The sequence below is a fragment of the Streptomyces sp. NBC_00358 genome, assembly GCF_036099295.1.
Lineage (GTDB): Bacteria > Actinomycetota > Actinomycetes > Streptomycetales > Streptomycetaceae > Streptomyces.
In genome coordinates this window covers 5181941-5206703 of the sequence record NZ_CP107976.1, presented here as the reverse complement: position 1 = coordinate 5206703, position 24763 = coordinate 5181941, and the positions used below count along the sequence as shown (strand labels likewise).

Below are 24763 nucleotides of genomic sequence, written 5' to 3'. Positions count from 1 at the left end.
GTGCTCACCGTGAACTGCCTTGATCCGTCCCGGACATCCTGTCGAGGGCAGGTTTCCCGCACGAGTGTCCGGAACGCCATGCCCCGTACAATTACGGACATGAACTCTGTCGCGCTGGCCGTCACGGACGGGATGCTGCCCTTCGAACTGGCCCTGGCCTGCGAGGTCTTCGGGTCCGCCCCGGCCGCCGTGACGGGCCCCTGGTACGACCTGGCGCTGTGCGGGCCGAAGGCCGTGCGGGCCGGCCGTTTCCTGCTGGAGCCCGACCACGGCCTGGACGAACTCCCGCGCGCCGACACGGTGATCGTCCCGGGCTGGACCGACATCGACCAGGAGCCGCCCGCCGACCTGGTCGACGCGGTGCGCGCCGCGCACGAGGCGGGCGCACGCGTGGCCTCCCTCTGCACCGGCGCGTTCGTCCTGGCCGCCGCCGGGCTGCTGGACGGGAGGCGCGCGACCACGCACTGGGCGCACACCCGGGAGCTGGCCGCCCGGCATCCCCGGGTGACGGTGGACCCGGACGTCCTCTACGTGGACAACGGCGGCGTGCTCACCTCCGCGGGCAAGGCCGCCGCCATGGACCTGTGTCTGCACCTCGTCCGTCTCGACCACGGTTCGGCGGTCGCCAACACCGTCGCCCGCCACCTGGTCGTGCCACCCCATCGGGACGGCGGCCAGGCCCAGTTCGTCACCACCCCGGTGCCCGCTCCGGACCACCACCCGCTCGCCGAGCTGTTCCCCTGGGTGATCGAGCGGCTGGACCGTCCGCTGACCGTCGAGGACCTGGCCCGCCGGGCGCGGATGAGCTCGCGCAACCTGGGCCGCCACTTCAGGTCGGTGACCGGCACTACCCCGCTTCAGTGGCTGCTGACCCAACGGATACGCCACGCACAGGAGTTGCTGGAGACCACCGACGCCGGGGTCGACACGATCGCGGCGGCCACCGGCATGGGTACCGCCACGACACTGCGCCGACACTTCAACCGCACGGTCGGCGTGCCTCCGGACGCGTACCGCCGCACCTTCCGCTCACGGACCCGCCCCGGCCCGGACGACAGCGCACAGCCACACCCCCGGCGTCCCTGAGCCGACTGCGGCAGCTACCGCTCCATGGGCTACGGGCTACGGGCTACGGGCTACGGGGACAATGGCCCCATGGCAGCAGAGAGCACCCGTCACCCGGCCCACGCGGAGCTGGCCAAGCGCTGGGCGGACACCGTCCTGGCCGCCCGGAGCGGCGGGTCCGGACCCTCGCCGGACCCCTACGCGGCGAACCTCCTGGACCGCTGGGCGGAACCCCGGCGCAGGTACCACACCACCGATCACCTCCTCGCGGTCCTCGACCGCATCGACGTGCTGGAGGCCCACGGGGAGCACGCCGAGGACCCGGCCGCCGTGCGGCTGGCGGCCTGGTTCCACGACGCCGTGTATCTCCCGGACCGCTCGGAGAACGAGGAGCGCTCGGCCAGGCTCGCCGAACGCGCGCTGGCCGAGCTGGGCGTCGGCGCCGACCGCACGGCCGAGGTCGCCCGGCTCGTCCGGCTCACCGTCTCCCACGACCCGGCCGACGGCGACACCGACGGCGCCGTCCTGTGCGACGCCGACCTGGCCATCCTGGCCTCGCCCCCGGCCGGGTACGCCGCCTACACCGCCGCCGTCCGCGAGGAGTACGCCTTCGTCCCCGACGACGCGTTCCGCGTGGGCCGGGCGGCCGTAATGCGTCAACTCCTGGACCTGCCACGCCTGTTCAGGACGCCGTACGGGGAGCGCGTGTGGGCGGAACCGGCGCGCCGGAACATGCGGGACGAACTGGCGGCGCTGACCCGGACGTGAGATCCGCCCGGCCGGCACCACGCCGGACCCCCGCGACTCGCGGCCGCCGGTCCGCGATCCGGGAAACAGGTTCGACGGCGGGCGCCGGACCGCGTACCAAGGACGCATGCCCCCGAGCCGCGGCCCCCTGAAGCCGGACATACCCGCACCCGCCGGTGCCCGCCCCCGTATGCCCCTGTCCGTCTACATCCTCGCCCTCTCCGTCTTCGCCCTCGGCACCAGCGAGTTCATGCTGTCCGGGCTGCTGCCGCCCATCGCGGACGACATGGGCGTGAGCATCCCGCGGGCGGGCCTGCTGATCTCGGCGTTCGCGATCGGCATGGTCGTCGGTGCGCCGCTGCTCGCGGTGGCCACGCTCCGGCTGCCCAGGCGGACCACCCTCGTCGCCCTGATCGCGGTCTTCGGGCTCGGCCAGGTGGCCGGCGCCCTCGCCCCCGGGTACGCCGTGCTCTTCGTGTCCCGTGTCGTCAGCGCCCTGGCCTGCGCGGGCTTCTGGGCGGTCGGTGCCTCCGTGGCCGTCGCGATGGTGCCGGTGACCTCGCGGGCGCGGGCGCTGGCCGTGATGATCGGCGGGCTCTCGATCGCGAACATCCTGGGCGTGCCGGCGGGCGCCTTCCTCGGCGAGGGGCTCGGCTGGCGCTCCGCCTTCTGGGCCGTCGGGGCCGCCTCCGCCGTCGCGCTCGTCGGCATCGTGACCCTCGTCCCGCCCATTCCGCCCCCCGCCGAGCGCCCACGGCTCGGCCGGGAACTGCTCGTCTACCGCGACCGGCGGGTCTGGCTGTCCGTCGGCACGATCGCCCTCACCGCGGCCGGTGTCTTCTGCGCCTTCAGCTATCTCGCGCCGCTGCTCACCGATGTCGCCCACCTCGACAAGGGGTGGGTCCCGACCGTGCTGGCGCTGTTCGGCGCGGGCGCGCTCATCGGGGCGGCGGTCGGCGGCCGGTTCTCCGACGCGCACCTGTTCGGGGTGCTGATCAGCGGCATGGTGGCGGACACCGTCGTGCTCGTCGCGTTCGCCCTCCTCGGGCGGTACGCCGTCGCGGCCGTCCTGCTCTCCTTCCTCCTCGGGATCGCCTGCTTCAGCACCGCCCCGGCCCTGAACGCCCGGATGTTCCATGTCGCGGCGGCGGCCCCGACGTTGGCCGCCGCCACCACCACCGCCGCCTTCAACCTGGGCAACGCCGCCGGTCCCTGGATCGGCGGCGCCGTCATCGACGCGGGGCTCGGGTACCCGGCCACCGCCTGGGCGGGCGCGGCCCTGAACACGGCCGCCGTCTGCCTGGCCCTCGTGTCCCTGCGGCCGAACCGCCGTACGCCGGGCTCACGGGTCGCGGGCAGGGCGGACACGGCGGGCTCGGCGGGCTCGGCGGGCTCGGCGAACAATCCCGTACGTTCCGAAGCGTGATCCGTCCTATTCTCGGCCGCATGGCAGACATGGGTGGGGACCGGGTGGAAGAAGCCGTCGCGAGCTGTGCCGCGCTGCTCAGGCCGGCGGCCGGACGCGACTGGGACGGCGTACGGGCGGGACGGCTGGAGTGGAACTGCCGGCGGACCGCCGAGCACATCGCGAGTGATCTCATCGCGTACGCGGGGCAGTTGGCCGGCCGGGCCACCGAGGCGTACGTGCCGTTCGACATCGCGCTGGACGAGGGCACCGGCAATGCCGGGGTCGTCGACGTGATCGAGGCGACCGGCGGACTGCTCGCCGCCGCGGTCCGGACGACACCGCGTGAGGTGCGGGCCTTCCATCCGTACCCGTTCCGCAGCGCGAACCGCGAGGGCTTCGCCGCGATGGGGGTCGCCGAGGTGCTGCTGCACACGCACGACATCGCCGAGGGACTCGGCCTGCCGTACAGCCCGCCGGACGAACTGTGCACCTGGGTCCTCACCCGGATCTTCCCGCAGGTGCGGCCCGAGCCCGACGCGCCGTGGAGCACCCTCCTGTGGGCCACCGGGCGCGGTGAACTGCCGGGCCGGGAGCCGGTCTCCGACTGGCGCTGGAGCAACAACCTGGTGATCGGGGCCGAGCGGCTCACCCTCCAGGGGGTCACCCCGGCCGCGGCCGCCGATCTGCGCGCGGGCGGCACCGGCGGCTTCGAGTGGATCGACGGCGGCCCGTTCGATGGCACCCGGGACGCCGCGGGGATGATCGTCAGCGCGTACGGCAAGGGAGAGCACCGGCCGGAGTGGGGCATGTTCGTGGTCGTACGGCGTGCGGACGGGCTGGCGGTCGGCGGGATCGGCTTCCACGGTGTGCCCGACGAGGAGGGGCGCGCCGAGGTCGGCTACGACCTCGCGGAGAACGCCCGCGGACAGGGCTACGCGACCGAGGCCCTGCGCGCGCTGTCCGAGCACGCCCTCGCCCGCGACGACGTGAAGCTCCTGTTCGCCGCCATCGACCGGGAGAACGCCCCCTCCCAGCGGGTGATCGCCCGCGCCGGGTACACCCGCGTGAGCGAGGACTTGGAGAAGGCGACCCGCGAACTGCACGACCTGGAAGGGTCGTTGCGGCTGTACTCCCGCGAGAGCTGAGCCGGCGGGGGTCGGCCGGTCGGCCGGGCGGGTACGGCCGGGCGGCCGGTCGGGTACGGCCGGGCGGCCGGTCGGGTGCGGGCGGACCGGTCGGCCGGGTACGGGTACGGCCGGGTACGGGTGCGGGCGGGCCGGTCGGGTACGGGTCGCCCGACGGCCGGGTGCGGGTACGGGCGCGCCGGTCCGCCGGGTACGGGCACGGGGGCGCGGGCGGGCGCGGCGGTCCGGTGAGGGCTCCGCGAGGGCCGGGCCCCGCACGAGGGCGTCCCGCCCGTCAGGCCGCCCGCTTGCGGCGGCGCAGTCCCGCCCCGTGCAGCAGTCGTACGACCTCGCGACTGCTGACCTCCACCGCCCCCGCCGCGACCGCGTCGGCGTAGCGGTGCGAGGGGATGTCGTAGTGGTCGCGCTCGAAGGCGCGTGGCGGTGCGCCCAACTCCTCGGCGAAGACGTGGAGTTCGTCGTACGAGACATCGCTGATCAGGTGGGACCACACGCGGCCGTGGCCCGGCCAGGTGGGCGGATCGATGTAGACGGTCACGAGGGCGGGTTTCCGCCGGTCGCCGAGGCGAGGGAGCCCACCGGGGACACCTTCACGCCCGCCTGGTGGCACACCCAGTGCGGGTCGGGCCCCAACTCGGGCTCGACTTCGAGGGCGTGCGGGTCGCCGTTGGCGCACACCGGGCACAGCGGCCACCGCCCGTACCGCTCCAGCAGCGCGTCCTGGACGTCCTGGGCGACGAGCCCGGCGACGAATCCGGCGCCCTCCGGCCACTGCTCGACCCACCAGCGGCGCTGCACGACCGAGTCCTCGACCAGGGAGACGACGTCCGCCTCGGCGACCCGGCCCGCGATCAGGTCGGCGAGTACACGGGCGCGCGCCGCGTGCAACGCCTGCTCCAGGGGGCTGAGGGGGTTGCCGGAGGGGTCCATGCCCCTATTGTGCGCACCCTTGACCGTATGCCCCAAAGGAAAATATCTTTCATGGTGTGACCCATGACGTGAAGGAAATTTTCGCGGGTGAGGCACCGCCCGCCCCCGCCGCCCTCGCGGCCAAGGTGCGCACCCTCGCGCCCTCGATGACGCGCTCCATGCAGCGGGTCGCCGAGGCCGTCGCCGGTGATCCGGCCGGCTGCGCGGCCCTCACGGTCACCGGACTCGCCGAGCTCACCGGCACCAGCGAGGCCACGGTCGTGCGCACGGCCCGCCTCCTCGGCTATCCCGGATACCGGGACCTGCGCCTCGCGCTCGCCGGGCTCGCCGCCCAGCAGCAGTCGGGCCGGGCCCCCGCCGTCACCGCCGACATCGCCGTCGACGACCCGATAGCGGACGTCGTGGCGAAACTCGCGTACGACGAGCAGCAGACCCTCGCCGACACCGCCGCCGCGCTCGACACGGTCCAGCTCGGCCAAGCCGTCGCCGCCATAGCCACCGCCCGCCGCGTCGACATCTACGGAGTCGGCGCGTCCGGGCTCGTCGCCCAGGATCTGCTGCAGAAGCTCATGCGGATCGGGCTCATGGTCCACGCGCACAGCGACCCGCACCTCGCGGTGACCAACGCGGTGCAACTGCGCGCCAAGGACGTGGCGATAGCCATCACGCACTCCGGCTCGACCGGCGACGTCATCGAGCCGCTCCGGGTCGCCTTCGAGCACGGGGCGACGACGGTCGCGATCACCGGCCGTCCGAACGGCCCGGTCGCGCAGTACGCCGACCACATCCTCACCACGTCCACCGCCCGCGAGAGCGAGCTGCGCCCGGCCGCCATGTCGTCGCGCACGAGCCAGCTCCTGGTGGTGGACTGTCTGTTCGTGGGGGTCGCCCAGCGCACCTACGAGACGGCGGCGCCCGCGCTGTCCGCCTCGTACGAGGCCCTGGCGCACCGCCACTCCCCGCGCGGCGGACGGTAGCCGCACCGCGCGAGCAGACCCGCGCCGCGCGCGGGCAGACCGGCCTCGCGCACGGACCGGGGACCTGAACCAGCGGGAGGACTGCGGCCCGCGGGCGGCCGATCGCGCCCGCGTGGCGATGCCGCACGTCGTCCCGGCCCGCGCCCCGCCCCCGGGGCGCGGTACGACACCTCACCGGAAAGAGCCGCTCCTCCCATGACCTCCATGTCCGACCACGGCGATCTCCGAGCAGAGCTGGAGACGCTGACCACCGAGGCGTTCCGCCCGGAACTGTCCGAGATCGACCGGTTGCCCACGCTGGAGATCGCGCGGCTCATGAACGGGGAGGACGCGACGGTGCCGACGGCCGTCGCCGCGCGGCTCCCGCTCATCGCCGCCGCGATCGACGCCATCGCGGAGCGCATGGCCCGCGGCGGGCGCCTCATCTACGCGGGCGCCGGCACCGCGGGCCGCCTCGGAGTCCTGGACGCCTCCGAGTGCCCGCCCACGTTCAACACCGATCCCTCCCGGGTCGTGGGCGTCATCGCGGGCGGCCCGACCGCCATGGTCACCTCCATCGAGGGCGCCGAGGACTCCCGGGAACTGGCGGCGGCCGACCTGGACGCCCTCGCCGTGACGGCCGACGACACGGTGGTGGGTGTCTCCGCCTCGGGCCGCACCCCGTACGCCGTGGGCGCGGTCGAACACGCCAGGAAGCAGGGCGCGCTCACGGTCGGCCTGTCCTGCAACGAGCACAGCGCGCTCGCGTCCGCCGCCGACCACGGCATCGAGATCGTCGTCGGCCCCGAGCTGCTCACCGGCTCCACCCGCCTGAAGTCCGGCACCGCGCAGAAGCTCGTCCTGAACATGCTCTCGACGATCACGATGATCCGGCTCGGCAAGACGTACGGGAACCTGATGGTCGACGTACGCGCCTCGAACGAGAAGCTGCGGGCCCGCTCCCGCCGGATCGTCGCGCTCGCGACCGGCGCCTCCGACGAGGAGATCGAGCACGCGCTCGCCGCCACGGACGGCGAGGTGAAGAACGCCATCCTGACCATCGTCGGGGGTGTCGACGGGCCCACCGCCGCCCGCCTTCTGGAGGAGTCCGAGGGCCATCTGCGCGCCGCGCTGGCGAAGTCGTCCGGCTGACCAGCACGCTCGGGGAGTGCGCACACCGGACTCCACCACAGCAGCGGCGATCCTCCCCCTCGTGGGCGGCCCCGCGAACGTCCTCACCGTCGCCCACTGCATGACCCGGCTCCGGCTCGGCCTGCGGGACCGGAACCTGGTGGACGAGGAGGGCCTGCGGGCCCTGCCCGCCGTCCTCGGCCTGGTCGCGGACGGCGGCACCTGCCAGATCGTCCTGGGCCCCGGCACGGTCGCCCGGGTGACGCCGGAGTTCGAGGCGCTGCTGACGGCCGCGGCGAACCCGGGCGCCCTGCACGGCACCGAAGTGACGGCCACCGCCGGCCGGCTCGCCCCGCACGACGCCGGAACGAGCACGGCGGACCTGCTCGCCCTGCGCGGCGCCGAACTGAGGGCCGCCCGGACCCGCCGCAACGCCACCCCCCTCAAACTGCTGCTGCGGCGGATCGCGGACATCTTCGTGCCGCTGATCCCCGCGCTGATCGGCTGCGGGGTGATCGCCGGCCTCAACGGCCTGCTGGTCAACCTCGGCGTGCTGCCGGGCCTCACCCCCGCCCTGACCGCGATCGCCGCCGGATTCATGGCGCTCATCGCCGTCTTCGTCGGCTACAACACGGCCAAGGAGTTCGGCGGCACCCCCATCCTGGGCGGCGCGGTGGCCTCGGTGATCGTGTACGCGGGGGTCGCCAAGGTGACGGTCCTCGGCGTGACGCTCGCCCCGGGCCAGGGCGGTGTCCTCGGCGCCCTCGCCGCGGCGCTCCTCGGGACGTACGTGGAGAAGTGGTGCCGCCGCTGGGTCCCGCCCACCCTGGACGTCCTGGTCACGCCCACCCTGACCGTGCTCCTGACCGGCCTGGTGACGCTGTACGCGCTGATGTACACGGCCGGGGCGCTCTCCTCCGCCATCGGCACGGCCGCCGCCTGGCTGCTCTCCACCACGGGCGCCTTCGCCGGGCTGGTCCTCGGCGCCCTGTTCCTCCCCCTGGTGATGCTGGGGCTGCACCAGGCCCTCATCCCCATCCACACCACGCTCATCGAGCAGCAGGGCTACACCGTCCTGCTGCCCGTCCTGGCCATGGCGGGCGCGGGCCAGGTCGGCGCCGCCCTCGCGGTGTACGTCCGGCTGCGCCACGACACCTCGCTGCGTACGACGATCAGATCGGCGCTCCCGGCCGGCCTCCTGGGCGTCGGCGAACCCCTGATCTACGGCGTCTCCCTCCCCCTCGGCCGCCCCTTCGTCACCGCCTGCGCGGGCGGAGCGGCGGGCGGCGCCTTCATCGGCTTCTTCTCGATGCTGGGCGACCGGGTCGGCTCGACGGCCATCGGCCCCTCGGGCCTGGCCCTGTTCCCGCTGCTGTCCGGCAACCGGGGCCTCGCCCTGACCGCGGCGATCTACGCGGGCGGTCTGCTCACCGGGTACGTCGTCGGGTTCGCGGCCACCTATTTCCTCGGCCTCGGCGGCCTGACACCGGCCCGCCGGACCGAACAAGCGGCGGAACAGGCGGCCGTCTAGGACACGTCCAGGACCTGTCCCGGCCGCACTGTCGGTGGCGCGTGCGAGGCTGGGTCCATGAACCACGCACAGCTGACCGCCCTCGGCCGCGCCCTGCGGCTGCTCGGGGAGCACGGTGACGCCCTGAACAGCGACACCCCCGACGCCAAGCTGCACGAGGTCAAGGCGGACCTGAAGCGGGCACTGGACCTGCTCGACGAGACGGTGACGACGGCGGCGCCGACCACCCGCTGCAACGAGCATCCGAACGGCCCGGTGGACGAGAGCGCCCCGGACCGCTGCCTGCTCTGCGAGACCCGCCGCCGCACCGCCCGCCGCACCGAGGTCAACGACGCGTACGCGCACGGCCGGGCGCCCTCCCCGGACGAGCTGCCCGACCGCACGATGACGCGCTACGGAGTCCGCGGCGACCGCCCCCAGCCCCAGCAGCGCTGGCTCCCGGAAGTCTGGACCGGCCAGGAGTGGCACCTCTGCGGCACCCCCCGGCGCGACCGCCAGGAAGCCGAGCGCTACCTCGCCGCCGAGCGCCGGACCCCCCGCCCCGGCATGGCCTACCGCCTCGTCCACGAGTTCACCGACTACGAGGTGCTCCGCATCTGGGGCACGCCGGTGAAGGTGGACATCGAGCCGATGGGGAATCTGTAGGCGAGCGGTTCCGCCCCCTTCCCGGGCGCGGGGTCACGGCAGGCGCGCCTCCGCGTTGAGCCGTCGCACCCGCGCCCGCAGCACCTCCCCCGGCGGCGCCTCCCCGAGGGCGTCCTCGGGGCAGTCCCACTCGCGCCCGCCGCCGAGCGGCCTCAGCTGTACGAGGCCGCCCTCGCGCCCCATCACCTGCCCGAGCCGCCCGTCCCGAACGTCGACGGCGTACTCCTCACTCACGCCTCAGCACCGCCGCCCTCGCCGGTGCCGCACGCGCGCAGCACGGCGGTCAGCTTCTGGGCGGTGCCCACGTTGCAGCGGCCGAGCGCGACGAGGGCGAAGGGCTCGTCGCTCGCGCCGGTCACGGGATCGACCCGCAGCGACGGCAGCACCACGCCGACCCCGGTCAGCGCCGCCCGCAGCTCCTCGACGATCTCCTCCGTCGGCCGCACGCGCCTACTCGACGTCATCTCCATCGCACCGCACCTTCCACGCTGAGTGTTCCCATTCACCACCCAGCGTGGCCATACCCCCTCTAGCCTGGGAAGAGTCGGCGCTCCAACAATCCCTCTTGTGTGACAGGGAGTTGCCCTGCCCGGACCCAAGGACCTCGATCCGTCCTCCTCGCCCCGCGCCATGATCGGCGCCGAGCTGCGGCACGCCCGCGAGAACGCCGGCCTCAGCCAGGCCGAACTGGGCGAACCGCTCTTCGTCAGCGGTTCGTTCATCGGCCAACTGGAGTCGGGGACAAGACGGTTGCAGCTTGAGTACGCCGTCCAGATAGACGAGATCCTGGGGACGAACGGGTTCTTCACCCGCAACTGCGCCGCCCTCGCCAAGTCGAGATACCCGGACCACTTCGCCGAGGCGGCGGAGGCGGAGGCGATAGCTACGGCGATCAGGGAGTACTCGACGCTGCTGATCCCGGGGCTGTTGCAGACCGAGGGGTACGCGGAAGCGGTGTTCCGCGCGTACGCGCCGACAGCACCCGACGCCGAGATCGCCGCGCTGGTGGCCGCCCGCTTGGAGCGTGCGCGTCTCATCGACGATCCAACAACCCCGCTGTTGTGGGTGGTTGCCGATGAGGCCGTTCTACGGCGAGCGGTCGGAGGCCGCGCCGTGATGGCGGAGGCTCTCCGACACGTGGCGGGCCTGACCAGGGCGCACCGAATCATCATGCAGGTACTGCCGTTCGACGCGGGAGCTCACGCGTCGATGCACGGGTCTCTGAAGCTCATGGAGTTCGATGACGCGCCCGCGTTGTCCTTCGTGGATGCGCCGAACATGGGAAAGCTGCTGGACGACCCCGCCACGGTCACCCGCCACATCCTCACGTTCAACCTCCTTCAGGCGTCGGCACTTTCCCCGCATGATTCCCTGGCTCTGATCGAGTGCGTGGCGGAGGATTACGAGCATGGAGAACAACGCCCATGAGCACGATCTGAGCGCCGCAGCTTGGTTCAAGTCCAGCTACAGCGGTGGGGACGGCGGCAACTGCCTGGAGGTCGCTCGCTGGCGCAAGTCGACGTACAGCGCCGGTGACGGCGGCGACTGCCTCGAAGTCGCCGACGGTCACCCGGCCCTCGTCCCCGTGCGGGACTCCAAGAATCCGCTCGGGCCGGTGATCACCTTCGGGGCCGCCGCCTGGGGCACCTTCGTCGGGCATCTCGGCGCCACCGGCTGAACGGCTGACCAAAAAGGGACGGCGCCCGCGTCGCAGCGGGCGCCGCCCCTCCGGGACAGCAGGTCAGCGAGTCAGCTCGGGTCAGCTGAGCGAACCCAGCGCCGCCGCGTCGTACGGCGCCAGCTCGTCGAAGCGGCCGGCGAGGACCTTCGCGGCCCACTGGGGGTCCTGGAGCAGCGCGCGGCCGACGGCCACGAGGTCGAACTCGTCGCGCTCCATGCGGTCGAGGAGGTCGTCGATGCCCTTGACCGGGGAGCCCTCGCCCGCGAAGGCCTTGATGAAGTCGCCGTCCAGGCCGACCGAGCCGACGGTGATGGTGGGCTTGCCCGTCAGCTTCTTCGTCCAGCCGGCGAGGTTGAGGTCGGAACCGTCGAACTCGGGCACCCAGTAGCGGCGCGTGGAGGCGTGGAAGGAGTCCACACCGGCCGCGGCGAGCGGGGCGAGGATCGCCTCCAGCTCCTCCGGGGTCTCCGCGAGCCGGGCGTCGTAGGCCTGCTGCTTCCACTGCGAGTAGCGGAAGAGGACCGGGAACTCGGGCGAGACCGCGGCGCGCACCGCGGCGACGATCTCCGCCGAGAACTTCGTACGGGCCACCGGGTCGCCGCCGTAGGCGTCCTCGCGCCGGTTGGTGCCCGCCCAGTGGAACTGGTCGAGCAGGTAGCCGTGGGCGCCGTGCAGTTCGACACCGTCGAAGCCGATGCGCTCGGCGTCCGCGGCGGCCTTGGCGAACGCCTCGATGACGTCGTCGAGGTCCTGCTGGGTCATGCTCTTGCCGCTGACCTCGGCGCCCTCCTTGTAGAGGCCGGAGGGGCCGACGGGCGGGGCGTCCGCGAAGGGCGGCTCGCCCGCCTTGCGGACCATGCCGATGTGCCAGAGCTGCGGGACGATCGTGCCGCCCGCCGCGTGCACGGCGTCGGCGACGTTCGTCCACCCGGCGAGCTGGTCCTCCCCGTGGAAGCGCGGCACCGCGTCGCTCTGTCCGGCCGAGTCGTGGCCGACGTAGGTGCCCTCGGTCACGATGAGGCCCACGCCCGCGGCGGCGCGGCGGGAGTAGTAGCCGACCACGTCCTCCCCCGGCACACCGCCCGGCGAGAACATCCGGGTCATCGGCGCCATGGCGATCCGGTTCGGGACGGTCAGGCCGTTGATCGAGACGGGACGGGAAAGGATCTCGGCTGCGCGGGACGCGGCGTCAGCGGTCACGTGGGGGCTCCTCGGCGAGGTGGTCGGTATGACGTCGAGTGGTCGGCGAGGCAGGAGATTCCATGCGGTATGTGCACATGCATCGACTGCTCTTCAGCGTCAACCGCCGCACCGGGCAGGGCATTCCGCCGCGTCGGGAAATGCCGCTGTGATCCGGGCCACGCTCCTGGGGAGGGGTGCGGGCCGCGAGGGGCGCGGAAACGCCCGAGGGCGGCACCCCCCGCCGTAGCAAGGAGTGCCGCCCTCGGTAAGGACGCAGATCAACCAGAGGTCGATCAGAAGTCCATGTCACCGCCCGGCATGCCGCCCGGAGCGGCCGCGGAGGCCTTCTCCGGCTTGTCGGCGATGACGGCCTCGGTGGTCAGGAACAGCGCGGCGATGGAGGCGGCGTTCTGCAGAGCAGAGCGGGTCACCTTCGCCGGGTCGATGATGCCTTCGGCGATCATGTCGACGTACTCACCGGTCGCGGCGTTCAGGCCGTGGCCGACGGGCAGGTTGCGCACCTTCTCGACGATGACGCCACCCTCGAGACCACCGTTGACGGCGATCTGCTTGAGCGGGGCCTCCAGGGCGAGACGGACGGCGTTGGCACCGGTCGCCTCGTCACCCGTGAGCTCAAGCTTCTCGAAGACCGAGGAAGCCTGGAGCAGAGCCACGCCACCACCGGCGACGATGCCCTCCTCGACGGCCGCCTTCGCGTTGCGAACGGCGTCCTCGATGCGGTGCTTGCGCTCCTTGAGCTCGACCTCGGTGGCGGCACCGGCCTTGATGACGGCCACGCCGCCGGCCAGCTTCGCCAGACGCTCCTGGAGCTTCTCGCGGTCGTAGTCCGAGTCGGAGTTCTCGATCTCGGCACGGATCTGGTTGACCCGGCCGGCGACCTGGTCGGCAGAGCCGGAGCCGTCGACGATCGTGGTCTCGTCCTTGGTGATGACGACCTTGCGGGCACGGCCCAGCAGGTCCAGACCCGCGTTCTCCAGCTTGAGGCCGACCTCCTCGGAGATGACCTCGCCGCCCGTGAGGATGGCGATGTCGCCGAGCATGGCCTTGCGGCGGTCACCGAAGCCCGGGGCCTTGACGGCGACGGACTTGAAGGTGCCACGGATCTTGTTGACGACCAGGGTCGACAGGGCCTCGCCCTCGACGTCCTCGGCGATGATCAGCAGCGGCTTGCCGCCCTGCATGACCTTCTCCAGGAGCGGGAGCAGGTCCTTGACGTTCGCGATCTTGGAGTTCGCGATCAGGATGTACGGGTCGTCGAGGACGGCCTCCATACGCTCCATGTCGGTGGCGAAGTACGCCGAGATGTAGCCCTTGTCGAAGCGCATACCCTCGGTGAGCTCCAGCTCCAGACCGAAGGTCTGGGACTCCTCGACGGTGATGACGCCTTCCTTGCCGACCTTGTCCATCGCCTCGGCGATGAGCTCGCCGATCTGGGTGTCGGCGGCGGAGATGGAGGCCGTGGAAGCGATCTGCTCCTTGGTCTCGACATCCTTGGCCTGCTCAAGGAGGGCACCGGAGACGGCCTCGACGGCCTTCTCGATACCGCGCTTGAGGGCCATCGGGTTGGCGCCGGCGGCGACGTTGCGCAGACCCTCGCGCACGAGCGCCTGGGCCAGCACGGTCGCCGTGGTCGTACCGTCGCCGGCGACGTCGTCCGTCTTCTTGGCGACTTCCTTGACCAGCTCGGCGCCGATCTTCTCGTACGGGTCCTCGAGCTCGATCTCCTTGGCGATGGAAACACCATCGTTGGTGATCGTGGGGGCGCCCCACTTCTTCTCGAGGACGACGTTACGGCCCTTGGGGCCGAGGGTGACCTTGACGGCGTCAGCGAGCTGGTTCATCCCGCGCTCGAGACCGCGCCGTGCCTCCTCGTTGAACGCGATGATCTTGGCCATGTGAAGTGGTCCTCCCGGACGGGGTGGATTTCTCCGGATCGTGCCCGCGCCCGCGACGGACGGCCTGCAAGCCTTGTGGTTCCTTGCCCCACAGGCCCGCGGGCCTCACTGGCCCGATCCAAGTTCTGTCACTCTCACTGGGAGAGTGCTAACGCCAATGATTAGCACTCGACCCCTGCGAGTGCAAGCGCCTCTCCTGAAAACGGGCGTCGGGCCCAGCCTCCACAGAGGGGGCGCTCCCGTGCGCGCGGGCGCGCGCGGGAGCAGGCGGAGGGCGGCCGAAGGCCGCCGAGGACGCACGAGGGGCCCGCATCCCTGGTGGGATGCGGGCCCCTCGGCGTGAGTTGCGTCGGTGGCCGTTCGCGCCCGGACTAGACGGCGAGTTTGACCATGTCCGCCTGCGGACCCTTCTGGCCCTGCGAGATTTCGAACTCCACTCGCTGACCCTCTTCAAGGGTGCGGTAGCCGTCCATCTGAATCGCGCTGTAGTGCACGAAGACGTCCGCACCACCGTCGACCGCGATGAAGCCGTACCCCTTCTCCGCGTTGAACCACTTGACGGTGCCCTGAGCCATGCCTAACTCCCCTATTACTGGCCCTTGCACAGATCCACACTTCGCGGATCCGGGTCAGACCTCACCCCCCAAACGGTTGGGGGTGTGCGCCGGAACGCGTCGACCGCGGCTGAATGTATCTGTCCAACTGCCGTCTGCAACAGGTCAATCGGACGAGAATTCTGGGCATGGCCGATCAACGATATGCGGAGAATGCGCGAGGATTCAGGGCAAGTCGGGCCCCGTAAATGCCATAAAAAGCCCAAAAGGGCGAGGCAGTTTGGCTACTTCTTGTCGGCCGCCGAACGGGTACTCATATGCGTCCGGCATGAAACCAACATCGAAAGCGAAGTCGCTTCCCCAACTGTAGCGCGCTCAACCATGCAGAATTGCCCCCTCCGTTTCTCTCACGGAGGGGGCAATTCGATGAACTCTGCGTGTTCGGCATTACCGAGGGTAACGATCAGCCTCCGGCGACGGCCGGAATGATCGAGACACCGACACCGTCCGGGGTCGCCGTCTGGAGGCCCTGCTCGAACCGGACGTCGTCGTCGTTGACGTACACGTTGACGAAGCGGCGCAGCTTGCCCTGGTCGTCCAGAACGCGCGCGGCGATGCCCGTGTGGTTCTTCTCCAGGTCGCTGATGACCTCGGCGAGGGTCGTGCCCTCGGCCGTCACCTCGGCGGCACCACCGGTGTAGGTGCGCAGGATGGTGGGGATGCGGACGTTGACGCTCATGATGCGAGGCCAGCCTCTCGGAAGGAGTCGAGGTTCGGGCGGATGGTCGCGGTCAGTCCGGTGTCCGAGGCCACCGCGTCCAGGGTCTTGAGGCCGTCGCCGGTGTTCAGCACGACCGTGGTGAGGGTCGGGTCGAGGAGGCCGTTCTCGATCAGCTTGCGGGTGACGCCGACGGTCACACCGCCCGCCGTCTCCGCGAAGATGCCCTCGGTGCGCGCGAGCAGCTTGATCGCGTCGACGATCTGCTCGTCGTTCACGTCCTCCACGGCGCCGCCGGTGCGCCGCGCGATGTCGAGCACGTACGGCCCGTCCGCGGGGTTGCCGATGGCGAGCGACTTGGCGATGGTGTCCGGCTTCTGCGGCCGTACGACGTCGTGACCGGCCTTGTAGGCGACGGAGACCGGGGAGCAGCCCTCGGCCTGGGCACCGAAGATCTTGTACGCCTTGTCCTCGACGAGTCCGAGCTTGATCAGCTCCTGGAGCCCCTTGTCGATCTTCGTGAGCTGGGAGCCGGAGGCGATCGGCACGACGAGCTGGTCGGGCAGCTTCCAGCCGAGCTGCTCGCAGATCTCGTACGCCAGCGTCTTGGAGCCCTCGGCGTAGTACGGCCGCAGGTTGACGTTGACGAAGCCCCAGCCCTCGCCGGCCGGGTCGCCGATCAGCTCGGAGCAGAAGCGGTTCACGTCGTCGTAGTTGCCCTGGATGCCGACGAGCTCGCCGCCGTAGACCGCGGCCATGACGACCTTGCCCTGCTCCAGGTCGTGCGGGATGAACACGCAGGACCGGAAGCCGGCGCGGGCCGCCGCGGCGCCCACGGCGCCGGCGAGGTTGCCGGTGGAGGAGCAGGAGAGGGTGGTGAAGCCGAAGGCGCGGGCGGCTTCGATGGCCTGGGCGACGACGCGGTCCTTGAAGGAGTGCGTCGGGTTGCCGGAGTCGTCCTTGACGAAGAGCTTTCCGGCGTCCACACCGAGCTCGCGGGCCAGGTTGTCGGCCTGGACGAGCTTGGTCCAGCCGGGGTTGATGTTCGGCTTGTCGGCCACGTCCGCGGGGACGGGCAGGAGGGGCGCGTAGCGCCAGATGTTCGCGGGTCCCGCTTCGATGCGCTTGCGGAGCTCCTCGGTCTCGTAGGCCGAGAAGTCGTAGGCGATCTCCAGCGGGCCGAAACACTCCTCGCAGGCGAAGACCGGGCCGAGCGGGACGCGGTGTCCGCACTCGCGGCAGGAAAGCGCCGCGGCCGGGCCGAGGTCCACCGCTTCGGCGGAGTTCGTGGTACTTGCAACTGTCTGCGCAGCCATGGAGGCGAGGCCCTTTCCTCATCTTCCTCACGACGCACTTCGCCGTGAGACGGATTTGGCACCTTCCCGAGCCGGGAGCCTCGCGACGCGATCGACATCGATCGGTACGAGACCGGCTGGAGGGTTGCCGGGGCTTCATCGGGCCGTATCCCTCTGCCCCTCTGGATGAGCGGTATTTGATTGTTGAACTGTTGAACGCGATACATGCCGATGATCCAGGACATGCGATGGTCATCCGCGTTGTTCAAGACTGTAACCGAAGGCCAGGACAGTTGAGATAGTCGTCCGAACCGCGAGACGACGGCAATCGATCTGCCGCTGGCCGCAGCGGGCACGCCGATGAGAGCGTGTGATCAGACAGTGAGGAGCCGCAGACGGTGCTGAAGGAAGTCGAAAGCTGGCTGAGCACACGCTCCTGGTCCGTGACCGACCGCCCGCTCCACAGGCTCATGGCCGCCAAACGCGTCACCGGGTCGACGGTCAGTGTCGTGCTGCCCGCGCTCAACGAGGAGGAGACGGTCGGCGAGATCGTCGCGATCATCCGCCACGACCTGATGCAGCAGGTGCCCCTCGTCGACGAGATCGTCGTCGTCGACTCGGGCTCCACGGACCGTACCTCCGCGGTCGCCGCCGCCGCGGGCGCGAGAGTCGTCCACCGCGACGACATCCTCCCGCGGATCCCCGCCGTGCCCGGCAAGGGCGAGGTGCTGTGGCGGTCGCTGCTCGTGACGAGCGGGGACATCGTCTGCTTCATCGACGCGGACCTCAAGGAGTTCTCGTCCGACTTCGTCTCCGGGATCGTGGGCCCGCTGCTCACCGATCCCGGCGTCGACCTCGTCAAGGCCATGTACGACCGCCCGATGGCCGGCACCGGCGGACAGGGCGGCCGGGTCACCGAGCTGATGGCCCGCCCCCTGCTGAACATGCACTGGCCGCAGCTCGCGGGCTTCGTCCAGCCGCTCGGCGGCGAGTACGCGGCCCGCCGCTCGCTGCTCGAACAGCTCCCGTTCCCGGTCGGCTACGGCGTCGAACTGGGCATGCTCGTCGACGCCCTGCACCTGGTGGGCCTGGACGCCCTCGCGCAGGTCGACGTCGGGGTGCGCAAACACCGCCACCAGGACGGCCAGGCACTGGGCCGGATGGCCGCCGCGATCTACCGCACCGCCCAGCTCCGGCTGGCCCGCGGCCACCTGATCCGCCCGGCCCTCACCCAGTTCGAGCGCGGCCGGGACGGTTTCCAGCCGCGTACGTACTCGGTGGACACGGAGGAAAGGCCGCCGATGACCGAAATCTCCGAGTACCAGCGGCGCAGGGCCGCGTAGGCAGGGCCGACCGACCGCGGCCGCATACGGCCGAAGTGAACGTTTGAGCGTTTCGACACGGGGCTAGGTTTCGAGGCATGGCTTCAACGCACGGTGCCCACCGGATTCTGGTCGCGTCCAACCGCGGCCCGATCACCTACGAGGTACGGGAGGACGGCTCGCTGCACGCCCGGCGCGGCGGCGGCGGCCTCGTCTCGGGACTCTCGGCGATCGGGCCCGACGCGGGCGCCCTATGGGTCTGCTCGGCCCTCGGCGACGGCGACCGGGAGGCCGTCGCGCGCGGAGTCGGCGAGGACGGCGTACGGATGCTGGCGATCGACGCCGGGGTGCACGCCGACGCGTACAACGGCATCGCCAACTCCGTGCTGTGGTTCGTCCACCACATGCTGTACCAGACCCCGCTGGAGCCGGTCTTCGACGCGGAGTTCCGGCGCCAGTGGGCGTCCTACCGGACCTACAACCGCGCCTTCGCCGAAGCGCTGGCCGAGGAGGCCGCCGAGGGCGCCTCGGTGCTGGTCCAGGACTACCACCTGTGCCTGGTGCCCGGGATGCTCCGCGAGCTGCGCCCCGACCTGCGCATCGGGCACTTCTCCCACACCCCGTGGGCGCCCGAGGACTACTTCCGGATGCTGCCCGACGACATCCGCGCGGAGCTGCTGGACGGCATGCTCGGCGCCGACCGGGTGGCGTTCCTGACCTGGCGGTGGGCGGCGGCCTTCATGCGCTGCGCGGGCGAGATCGACCCCGAGCGCTACCGCGTGACCCCGCCCTCGGACGCGCCGCGGGCGGTCGAGCACCTGGACGGCGGCCCGCCCCGCCGGACCCTCGTGGGCGTGCACGGCCTCGGCGCGGACGCCGAGTTCCTGCGCGAGCGCTCGCACCGGGCGGACGTCGAGGAACGGATGGCCGCGCTGCGCGAGGAGATCGGCGAGGGCCGCAGGACCGTCGTACGCGTCGACCGCACCGAGCTGTCCAAGAACATCGTGCGCGGAATGCTGGCGTACCGGCAGCTCCTCGAAGAGCACCCGGAGTGGCGCGAGCGGGTCGTCCACGTGGCGTTCGCCTACCCCTCGCGGCAGGACCTCGCGGTGTACCGGGACTACACGGCCGAGGTGCAGCGCGTCGCCGACGAGATCAACTCCCGGTACGGGACGCCCGGTTGGACCCCGGTGGTACTGCACGTCAAGGACGACTTCGCGCGCTCGCTGGCCGCGTACCGGCTGGCCGACGTCGCCCTCGTCAACCCCATCAGGGACGGCATGAACCTCGTCGCCAAGGAGGTCCCGGTCGTCTCCGACGAGGGCTGCGTGCTGGTGCTCTCGCGGGAGGCCGGGGCGTACGAGGAACTGGGCGAGGACGCGATCTCCGTGAACCCGTACGACGTGATCGGTACCGCGCGGGCGCTGCACGAGGCCCTGACCATGCAGCCGGGCGAACGCGCCGAACGCACCAAGCGGCTGGCCGCCGCGGCCACCGCACTCCCCCCGGCCCAGTGGTTCCTGGACCAGCTCCAGGCACTGGAGACCTGAGCACGGTCCAGCCCTTCCGGCCGGATCCCGGCTGCGGCTGCGTTTTTCAGCCCCGGCCTGGGAAGTTTCAGCCCCTCCGGCGTTTGGGGAGCGGGGGTCCGGGGGCGGAGCCCCCAGGGGCGGGACGGGTAGGGGCGGAGGGGCGAAACCGGCTTGCGGCCCACCCGCCCGCTCGGGCGGCGAGCGGGCGGGTCAGCCGAGGTGGGCCGCCAGCGCCGCGAGCAGGCGGACGACCCCGGCGGGCCCGTCCACCACCAGGTCGGCCCGGTCGGCGAGCTCGCCGACCTCGGAGCTGCCGCTGCACACCAGGAGTCCGGGGACCCCGTCGGAGCGGAGCTTCTCGACGGCGGCGAAGGCGGGCAGGTCGCCCAGGTCGTCACCGGCGTAGAGGACGGCTTCGGCGCCGACCTCCCGGACGTACTCCATGAGGGCGACGCCCTTGTCCATGCCCGGCGGGCGCAGCTCCAGGACCATGCGGCCCGGCTCGACGATCAGGCCGTGCCGGCCGGCCAGTTCGGCCAGCGGCTCCCGGAGCGCCTCGAAGGCGGCCTGGGGGTCCTCCGCGCGGCGCGTGTGCACGGCGACCGCGCGGCCCTTCTCCTCGATCCAGGTGCCCTGCCAGGCGCCGATCCGGTCGAGGAAACCCGGCAGTTCGGCACGGACGGCGGCCACCCCGGGGTGCGGGGCGGGGGCGGTGACCGTGCCGCTCACCGCGTCCCAGCGCTCGGCGCCGTAGTGGCCGAGGACGACGAGGTGCTCCAGTCCGGGGACGCCCGCGAAGCCGCCGTGGCGCACGGCCACACCGGCCGGACGGCCGGTGACCACGGCCACGGAGGCGACCTTGGGGGCCAGCGCGGAGAGCGCGGGGACCGCGTCGGGGTGCGCGCGGGCCCGGTCGGGGTCGGGGACGATGGGGGCGAGGGTGCCGTCGAAGTCGAGCGCGACGACCGTCCGGGTGGGGCGGGTGAGGATCGCTTCCAGAGCGTCGCGCCCGGCGGGGGTCACCGGGGCCGGCGAGAAGTCCTTGGATTCGGGATGGCTGCCCATGGGGCGACCCTATCCGGGTGACGCCGGACGCACCCCCGACTCACACCTGACCAAGCGCCCCTCCCCCCGGAATGCCTGGATCCCACCCCACCAAGACCTTCTCTCGCCCCCACCGCCCCTGCCCGACCCGTACCCGGGGCTCCACCCCTGCCCGGCCCGTATCGGGGGCTCCACCCCGGACCCCGTTCCTCGAACGCCGGAGGGGCTGGATCCTGCTTGAGCCGCGCGGTCTCACCGCTCCTCCCGGCGGGCCTCCCGCACCCGGCGCAGCCTGTTCACCGTGACGGGGTCGTGCGCCAGGGCCCTCGGGTCGTTCAGCAGCGCGTTGAGCAACTGGTAGTAGCGGACCGGGGCGAGGCCAAGCTGTTCGCGGATGGCGCGCTCCTTGGCACCGGGGCCGGGGAAACCGCGGCGCTCCAGCGCGAGGATGCTCCGTTCGCGCGCGGGCAGCTCTTCCATGGACAGCACGGTAGTCCCCGGCACCGACAGGCGACGGGGACGGGCACCGGAACAGCGGCCGGGCCGACCGGGCCCGCGTCCGCCGCAACCGTCTCGGAATGCGGATATAAGACCAACACCACGCGAGTGGACTAGACCTCTCTGGGGGTAAAGGGCGACACTGTCCCCCGTGAGACATGTCATCGCCCTCGATGTGGGCGGCACCGGGATGAAGGCCGCCCTCGTCGGGGTGGACAGCGAGCCTTCCGCGGGCCGCCCCGACGTGCCGCCGCCGCGGACCCCCGGACACCCCGCGCTGCTGTACCAGGCCCGCCGGGCGACCGGCCGTGAGCGCGGCCCCGACGCCGTCGTCGAAGACATCCTCGACTTCGCCGCCGAACTGCGCGCCTACGGCGAGGAGCACTTCGGCGAGAGCGCCCTGGCCGCCGGTGTCGCCGTCCCCGGCATCGTCGACGCCAGGAACGGCATCGCGGTCTACGCCGCCAACCTCGGCTGGCGCGATGTCCCGCTGCGCCGGCTGCTCGGCGAACGGCTCGGCGGCCTGCCCGTCGCGCTCGGGCACGACGTACGCACCGGCGGGCTCGCGGAGGGCCGGATCGGCGCCGGGCAGGGAGCCGACCGCTTCCTCTTCGTCCCGCTCGGCACCGGCATCGCGGGTGCCATCGGCATCGACGGCGGCGTCGAGGAGGGCGCCCACGGCTTCGCGGGCGAGATCGGCCACATCGTCGTACGGCCGGGTGGGGCCCCGTGTCCGTGCGGGCAGCGCGGCTGTCTCGAACGGTTCGCCTCCGCGGCGGCCGTCAGCCAGGCCTGGGCCGAGGCGTCCGGCGATCCGGAGGCGGACGCGGCGGACTGCGCCAAGGCCGTCGAGTCCGGCGACCCGAGGGCGGTGGCCGTCTGGCAGGAGGCCGTCGACGCGCTCGCCGACGGCCTGGTCACCGCGCTCACCCTGCTGGACCCGCGCACCCTGATCATCGGTGGCGGGCTCGCCGAGGCGGGGGAAACCTTGTTCACACCGCTGCGGGCCGCGGTCGAACGACGCGTCACCTTCCAGAAACTGCCGTCGATCGTCCCCGCCGCCCTCGGGGACACCGCCGGATGCCTCGGTGCCGGGCTCCTCGCCCGGGACCTCCTGAACACCACTCCCACGACTCCCCGGAGGTAACCACCCGATGGCCCCTAGCAAGGTTCTCGCCGGCGCCCGGGTGGTACTGCCCACCGGGATCGTGCACGACGGCCGCGTGATCATCGACGGCGCGCGGATCGCCGACGGGGGTGCCCCCTCGACGAAACCTGACGGAGTCGCCGGGGGAGCCCCCGCGGACGCGTCCGTGACCGACCTGTCCGGCCACTGGGTGGTGCCCGGCTTCGTCGACATCCACAACCACGGCGGCGGCGGCGCCTCCTTCACCTCGGGAACGGTCGAGGACGTCCTGCGGGGCATCCACACCCACCGGCTGCACGGCACCACGACCCTCGTCGCCTCGACCGTCACCGGCGACATGCACGGCCTCGCCGAGCGCGCCGGGATGCTCTCCGAACTGGCCGAACAGGGCGACCTCGCGGGCATCCACTTCGAGGGCCCGTTCATCTCGCCGTGCCGCAAGGGCGCGCACTCCGAGGAACTGCTGCGCGACCCGGACCCGGCCGATGTCCGCAAGCTGATCGACGCGGCGCGCGGCCGGGCCAGCATGGTCACGCTCGCCCCCGAACTGCCGGGCGGACTCGACTCCGTACGGCTGCTCGCCGAACACGGGGTGATCGCGGCGATCGGGCACACCGACGCGACGTACGAGCAGACGAAGGCGGCCATCGACGCGGGCGCGACCGTGGCGACGCACCTGTTCAACGCGATGCCGGCGCTCGGGCACCGCGCGCCGGGCCCCATCGCCGCCCTCCTGGAGGACGAGCGGATCACCGTCGAGCTGATCAACGACGGCACCCATCTGCACCCCGCCTCGCTGGAGCTGGCGTTCCACCACGCGGGCCCCGGCCGGGTCGCGTTCATCACCGACGCGATGGACGCGGCGGGCTTCGGCGACGGCCGCTACATGCTCGGCCCGCTGGAGGTCGAGGTCTCGGACGGCGTCGCCCGCCTGGTGGAGGGCGGCTCGATCGCGGGCTCCACCCTCACCCTCGACCGCGCCTTCCAGCGCGCCGTCACGGTCGACAGACTGCCGGTCGAGGACGTGGTGGCGGCCCTCTCCGCCAACCCGGCCCGCCTGCTGGGCAGATACGACCGGGTGGGCTCCCTGGAGCCGGGCAAGGACGCGGACCTCGTCGTTCTCGACGCCGACTTCGCGCTCAAGGGCGTGATGCGCGGCGGGGAATGGGTGGTAGAACCCCAACTGGGGTGATTCATACCTTTGTTGCTTACGGCGGTTGGCCCGGGGGGACTGGGCCGACCGCCGTTGTGTTTGGCATGATCGAGCCTCCGGAACCACCGGCGGGCGCCCGACAGGCGTCCACGTCACGCATCTCTTCGGGGGAGGTCGGCCCAGGTGATCCTCACGGTCACACTGAACACCGCTCTCGACATCACCTATCGCGTGCGGGCACTGCGGCCGCACAGCTCGCACCGGGTGACCGAGGTGACCGAACGGCCGGGCGGCAAGGGCCTGAACGTGGGGCGGGTGCTCGCCGCGCTCGGCCACGAGGTGACGGTCACCGGATTCACGGGCGGCGCGACCGGCCGCACGGTGCGCGACCAACTGGCCGCGACGGCCGGGGTGGTGGACGCGCTCGTCCCGGTGGAGGGATCGACGCGCCGCACCATAGCCGTGGTCGACACCGCGACCGGTGACACGACCCAGCTCAACGAACCGGGACCGGCGATAACCCCCGCCGAGTGGTCGGCCTTCCAGGAGAGGTACGAGCATCTGCTGCGCTCCGCCTCGGCGGTGGCCCTGTGCGGCAGCCTGCCCCCGGGCGTCCCGGTCGGCGCCTACGCCCAACTCGTCCGCACCGCGCGCACCTTGGCCGTCCCGGTACTGCTGGACACCAGCGGCGAGCCGCTGCGCCGGGGAGTCGCCGCCCGCCCCGACATCGTCAAGCCGAACGCCGACGAACTCGCCGAACTCACCGGCTCCCACGAACCACTCCAGGCCACCCGGAACGCCCGGCGGCGCGGCGCCCATACGGTCGTGGCCTCCCTGGGCGCCCAGGGCCTCCTCATGGTCAACGCGGAGGGCTGCTGGCGTGCCGCGCCACCCCGCCGTGTGTCCGGCAATCCCACCGGCGCGGGCGACTCCGCCGTGGCGGGCCTGCTGTCCGGCCTGGTGGAACACCTGCCGTGGCCGGACCGACTGGCCCGCGCCGCCGCCCTGTCCACGGCGACGGTGCTTTCGCCCGCGGCGGGCGAGTTCGACCACGCGACCTACGAGAACCTGCTGGCCGAGATCGCGGTGACAGGGGACGCGACGGCGGCGTGACCCGGCCCCGGGACACGTTCCCGGACCGGATCGCCCGTCCCGTCGAACGG

General features: G+C 72.1%; 26 protein-coding genes and 1 riboswitch. Of the genes, 15 read left to right on the top strand and 11 right to left on the bottom strand.

All coding sequences use genetic code 11. The annotated features are described in order from the left end of the window. Positions 1-99 precede the first annotated feature (99 nt). The 4 genes from OHT01_RS22115 to OHT01_RS22100 all read left to right on the top strand — a co-directional run bounded on the left by OHT01_RS22115 (position 100) and on the right by OHT01_RS22100 (position 4365). The gene (locus OHT01_RS22115; RefSeq protein ID WP_328554851.1) at positions 100-1086 is read left to right on the top strand and encodes a helix-turn-helix domain-containing protein; all 987 of its coding nucleotides are present in this window, start codon (positions 100-102) and stop codon (positions 1084-1086) included. 69 nt (positions 1087-1155) lie between these two features. Further along, entirely contained in the window at positions 1156-1833 is a 678-nt protein-coding gene (locus OHT01_RS22110) for an HD domain-containing protein (protein WP_328554850.1), read from the top strand. Between the two features lie 169 nt (positions 1834-2002). Then, complete coding sequence (locus OHT01_RS22105; RefSeq protein ID WP_328558214.1) at positions 2003-3238, top strand: Cmx/CmrA family chloramphenicol efflux MFS transporter; 1236 nt, start codon at positions 2003-2005, stop codon at positions 3236-3238. A gap of 20 nt (positions 3239-3258) precedes the next feature. Further along, positions 3259-4365 (top strand): GNAT family N-acetyltransferase, encoded by a 1107-nt coding sequence (locus tag OHT01_RS22100; protein ID WP_328554849.1) that lies wholly within the window; start codon positions 3259-3261, stop codon positions 4363-4365. Positions 4366-4639: 274 nt separating this feature from the next. On the opposite strand, the gene OHT01_RS22095 is transcribed toward OHT01_RS22100, so the two are convergent. Together OHT01_RS22095 and OHT01_RS22090 are read right to left on the bottom strand one after the other, a co-directional pair. Continuing rightward, positions 4640-4903: a DUF4031 domain-containing protein gene (locus OHT01_RS22095; RefSeq protein ID WP_328554848.1), complete on the bottom strand. Its 264-nt coding sequence runs from the start codon at positions 4901-4903 to the stop codon at positions 4640-4642. After that, complete coding sequence (locus OHT01_RS22090; RefSeq protein WP_328554847.1) at positions 4900-5295, bottom strand: hypothetical protein; 396 nt, start codon at positions 5293-5295, stop codon at positions 4900-4902. The genes OHT01_RS22095 and OHT01_RS22090 overlap by 4 nt, the downstream gene beginning before the upstream one ends. Positions 5296-5351: 56 nt before the next feature. Here OHT01_RS22090 and OHT01_RS22085 point away from each other — a divergent pair, with 56 nt between their 5' ends. The 4 genes from OHT01_RS22085 (at position 5352) to OHT01_RS22070 (ending at position 9558) form a co-directional block, all read left to right on the top strand. Then, positions 5352-6272 carry a MurR/RpiR family transcriptional regulator gene (locus OHT01_RS22085; protein ID WP_328554846.1) on the top strand — a complete coding sequence of 307 codons (921 nt, stop codon included), beginning with the start codon at positions 5352-5354 and terminating at the stop codon, positions 6270-6272. A gap of 195 nt (positions 6273-6467) precedes the next feature. Beyond that, positions 6468-7403 (top strand): N-acetylmuramic acid 6-phosphate etherase, encoded by a 936-nt coding sequence (gene murQ, locus OHT01_RS22080; RefSeq protein WP_328554845.1) that lies wholly within the window; start codon positions 6468-6470, stop codon positions 7401-7403. Between the two features lie 16 nt (positions 7404-7419). Next, a complete protein-coding gene (locus OHT01_RS22075; protein ID WP_328554844.1) occupies positions 7420-8913 on the top strand; it encodes a PTS transporter subunit EIIC in 1494 nt (497 codons plus the stop codon). A 57-nt stretch (positions 8914-8970) separates the two neighbouring features. After that, a complete protein-coding gene (locus OHT01_RS22070; RefSeq protein WP_328554843.1) occupies positions 8971-9558 on the top strand; it encodes a hypothetical protein in 588 nt (195 codons plus the stop codon). A 33-nt stretch (positions 9559-9591) separates the two neighbouring features. On the opposite strand, the gene OHT01_RS22065 is transcribed toward OHT01_RS22070, so the two are convergent. Both OHT01_RS22065 and OHT01_RS22060 read right to left on the bottom strand, forming a co-directional pair. Next, positions 9592-9792, bottom strand: coding sequence for a hypothetical protein (locus tag OHT01_RS22065; protein ID WP_328558435.1), 201 nt, complete (start codon positions 9790-9792; stop codon positions 9592-9594). Continuing rightward, the gene (locus OHT01_RS22060; protein WP_328554842.1) at positions 9789-10028 is read right to left on the bottom strand and encodes a hypothetical protein; all 240 of its coding nucleotides are present in this window, start codon (positions 10026-10028) and stop codon (positions 9789-9791) included. Before OHT01_RS22060 ends, OHT01_RS22065 begins: the two co-directional genes overlap by 4 nt. 115 nt (positions 10029-10143) lie before the next feature. Between OHT01_RS22060 and OHT01_RS22055 the strand changes: the two genes are divergently transcribed. Beyond that, the gene (locus tag OHT01_RS22055; protein ID WP_328558213.1) at positions 10144-10986 is read left to right on the top strand and encodes a helix-turn-helix domain-containing protein; all 843 of its coding nucleotides are present in this window, start codon (positions 10144-10146) and stop codon (positions 10984-10986) included. Continuing rightward, positions 10967-11236, top strand: a complete 270-nt coding sequence (locus tag OHT01_RS22050) for a DUF397 domain-containing protein (protein ID WP_328554841.1) — start codon at positions 10967-10969, stop codon at positions 11234-11236. The genes OHT01_RS22055 and OHT01_RS22050 overlap by 20 nt, the downstream gene beginning before the upstream one ends. An 81-nt stretch (positions 11237-11317) precedes the next feature. Here the strand turns inward: OHT01_RS22050 and OHT01_RS22045 are convergent, their stop codons facing one another. From OHT01_RS22045 to thrC, 5 genes are all read right to left on the bottom strand, one after another. Next, on the bottom strand, positions 11318-12439 hold the full coding sequence (locus OHT01_RS22045; protein WP_328554840.1) for an NADH:flavin oxidoreductase: 1122 nt from the start codon (positions 12437-12439) through the stop codon (positions 11318-11320). A gap of 275 nt (positions 12440-12714) precedes the next feature. Further along, positions 12715-14337, bottom strand: coding sequence for a chaperonin GroEL (gene groL / locus OHT01_RS22040; RefSeq protein WP_328554839.1), 1623 nt, complete (start codon positions 14335-14337; stop codon positions 12715-12717). A gap of 371 nt (positions 14338-14708) precedes the next feature. Continuing rightward, on the bottom strand, positions 14709-14912 hold the full coding sequence (locus OHT01_RS22035; RefSeq protein ID WP_005315736.1) for a cold-shock protein: 204 nt from the start codon (positions 14910-14912) through the stop codon (positions 14709-14711). Between the two features lie 442 nt (positions 14913-15354). Then, positions 15355-15630, bottom strand: a complete 276-nt coding sequence (locus OHT01_RS22030; protein ID WP_328554838.1) for a MoaD/ThiS family protein — start codon at positions 15628-15630, stop codon at positions 15355-15357. Beyond that, positions 15627-16925: a threonine synthase gene (gene thrC, locus OHT01_RS22025; protein WP_328554837.1), complete on the bottom strand. Its 1299-nt coding sequence runs from the start codon at positions 16923-16925 to the stop codon at positions 15627-15629. Before thrC ends, OHT01_RS22030 begins: the two co-directional genes overlap by 4 nt. Positions 16926-16940: 15 nt before the next feature. Then, a riboswitch (SAM riboswitch) is annotated at positions 16941-17097 on the bottom strand. A 205-nt stretch (positions 17098-17302) separates the two neighbouring features. Here thrC and OHT01_RS22020 point away from each other — a divergent pair. Further along, entirely contained in the window at positions 17303-18247 is a 945-nt protein-coding gene (locus tag OHT01_RS22020) for a glucosyl-3-phosphoglycerate synthase (protein ID WP_328554836.1), read from the top strand. A gap of 77 nt (positions 18248-18324) precedes the next feature. Beyond that, complete coding sequence (locus OHT01_RS22015; RefSeq protein WP_328554835.1) at positions 18325-19776, top strand: alpha,alpha-trehalose-phosphate synthase (UDP-forming); 1452 nt, start codon at positions 18325-18327, stop codon at positions 19774-19776. A 192-nt stretch (positions 19777-19968) separates the two neighbouring features. Here OHT01_RS22015 and otsB read toward each other — a convergent pair whose 3' ends face one another. Beyond that, positions 19969-20823 (bottom strand): trehalose-phosphatase, encoded by an 855-nt coding sequence (gene otsB, locus OHT01_RS22010; protein ID WP_328554834.1) that lies wholly within the window; start codon positions 20821-20823, stop codon positions 19969-19971. A 231-nt stretch (positions 20824-21054) separates the two neighbouring features. Further along, entirely contained in the window at positions 21055-21282 is a 228-nt protein-coding gene (locus tag OHT01_RS22005) for a DUF3263 domain-containing protein (protein WP_328554833.1), read from the bottom strand. A 169-nt stretch (positions 21283-21451) separates the two neighbouring features. On the opposite strand from OHT01_RS22005, the gene OHT01_RS22000 reads away from it, so the two are divergent. From OHT01_RS22000 to OHT01_RS21990, 3 genes are all read left to right on the top strand, one after another. Continuing rightward, positions 21452-22447: an ROK family protein gene (locus OHT01_RS22000; RefSeq protein ID WP_328554832.1), complete on the top strand. Its 996-nt coding sequence runs from the start codon at positions 21452-21454 to the stop codon at positions 22445-22447. A 7-nt stretch (positions 22448-22454) separates the two neighbouring features. Then, positions 22455-23639, top strand: a complete 1185-nt coding sequence (gene nagA / locus OHT01_RS21995) for an N-acetylglucosamine-6-phosphate deacetylase (protein ID WP_328554831.1) — start codon at positions 22455-22457, stop codon at positions 23637-23639. A 144-nt stretch (positions 23640-23783) separates the two neighbouring features. Continuing rightward, positions 23784-24713, top strand: a complete 930-nt coding sequence (locus OHT01_RS21990) for a 1-phosphofructokinase family hexose kinase (RefSeq protein ID WP_328554830.1) — start codon at positions 23784-23786, stop codon at positions 24711-24713. The last annotated feature ends 50 nt before the right edge of the window (positions 24714-24763 follow it).

What these genes read in the sequence shown, in the direction of transcription:
- OHT01_RS22100 (WP_328554849.1), top strand. Translation starts at nt 3,259, where the DNA reads ATGGCAGACATGGGTGGGGACCGGGTGGAAGAAGCCGTCGCGAGCTGT.
- OHT01_RS22105 (WP_328558214.1), top strand. Translation starts at nt 2,003, where the DNA reads ATGCCCCTGTCCGTCTACATCCTCGCCCTCTCCGTCTTCGCCCTCGGC.
- otsB (WP_328554834.1), bottom strand. Translation starts at nt 20,823, where the DNA reads ATGGGCAGCCATCCCGAATCCAAGGACTTCTCGCCGGCCCCGGTGACC.
- OHT01_RS22005 (WP_328554833.1), bottom strand. Translation starts at nt 21,282, where the DNA reads ATGGAAGAGCTGCCCGCGCGCGAACGGAGCATCCTCGCGCTGGAGCGC.
- OHT01_RS22070 (WP_328554843.1), top strand. Translation starts at nt 8,971, where the DNA reads ATGAACCACGCACAGCTGACCGCCCTCGGCCGCGCCCTGCGGCTGCTC.
- OHT01_RS22090 (WP_328554847.1), bottom strand. Translation starts at nt 5,295, where the DNA reads ATGGACCCCTCCGGCAACCCCCTCAGCCCCCTGGAGCAGGCGTTGCAC.
- OHT01_RS22030 (WP_328554838.1), bottom strand. Translation starts at nt 15,630, where the DNA reads ATGAGCGTCAACGTCCGCATCCCCACCATCCTGCGCACCTACACCGGT.
- groL (WP_328554839.1), bottom strand. Translation starts at nt 14,337, where the DNA reads ATGGCCAAGATCATCGCGTTCAACGAGGAGGCACGGCGCGGTCTCGAG.
- murQ (WP_328554845.1), top strand. Translation starts at nt 6,468, where the DNA reads ATGACCTCCATGTCCGACCACGGCGATCTCCGAGCAGAGCTGGAGACG.
- thrC (WP_328554837.1), bottom strand. Translation starts at nt 16,925, where the DNA reads ATGGCTGCGCAGACAGTTGCAAGTACCACGAACTCCGCCGAAGCGGTG.
- OHT01_RS22115 (WP_328554851.1), top strand. Translation starts at nt 100, where the DNA reads ATGAACTCTGTCGCGCTGGCCGTCACGGACGGGATGCTGCCCTTCGAA.
- OHT01_RS22050 (WP_328554841.1), top strand. Translation starts at nt 10,967, where the DNA reads ATGGAGAACAACGCCCATGAGCACGATCTGAGCGCCGCAGCTTGGTTC.
- nagA (WP_328554831.1), top strand. Translation starts at nt 22,455, where the DNA reads ATGGCCCCTAGCAAGGTTCTCGCCGGCGCCCGGGTGGTACTGCCCACC.
- OHT01_RS22035 (WP_005315736.1), bottom strand. Translation starts at nt 14,912, where the DNA reads ATGGCTCAGGGCACCGTCAAGTGGTTCAACGCGGAGAAGGGGTACGGC.
- OHT01_RS22015 (WP_328554835.1), top strand. Translation starts at nt 18,325, where the DNA reads ATGGCTTCAACGCACGGTGCCCACCGGATTCTGGTCGCGTCCAACCGC.
- OHT01_RS22110 (WP_328554850.1), top strand. Translation starts at nt 1,156, where the DNA reads ATGGCAGCAGAGAGCACCCGTCACCCGGCCCACGCGGAGCTGGCCAAG.
- OHT01_RS22060 (WP_328554842.1), bottom strand. Translation starts at nt 10,028, where the DNA reads ATGGAGATGACGTCGAGTAGGCGCGTGCGGCCGACGGAGGAGATCGTC.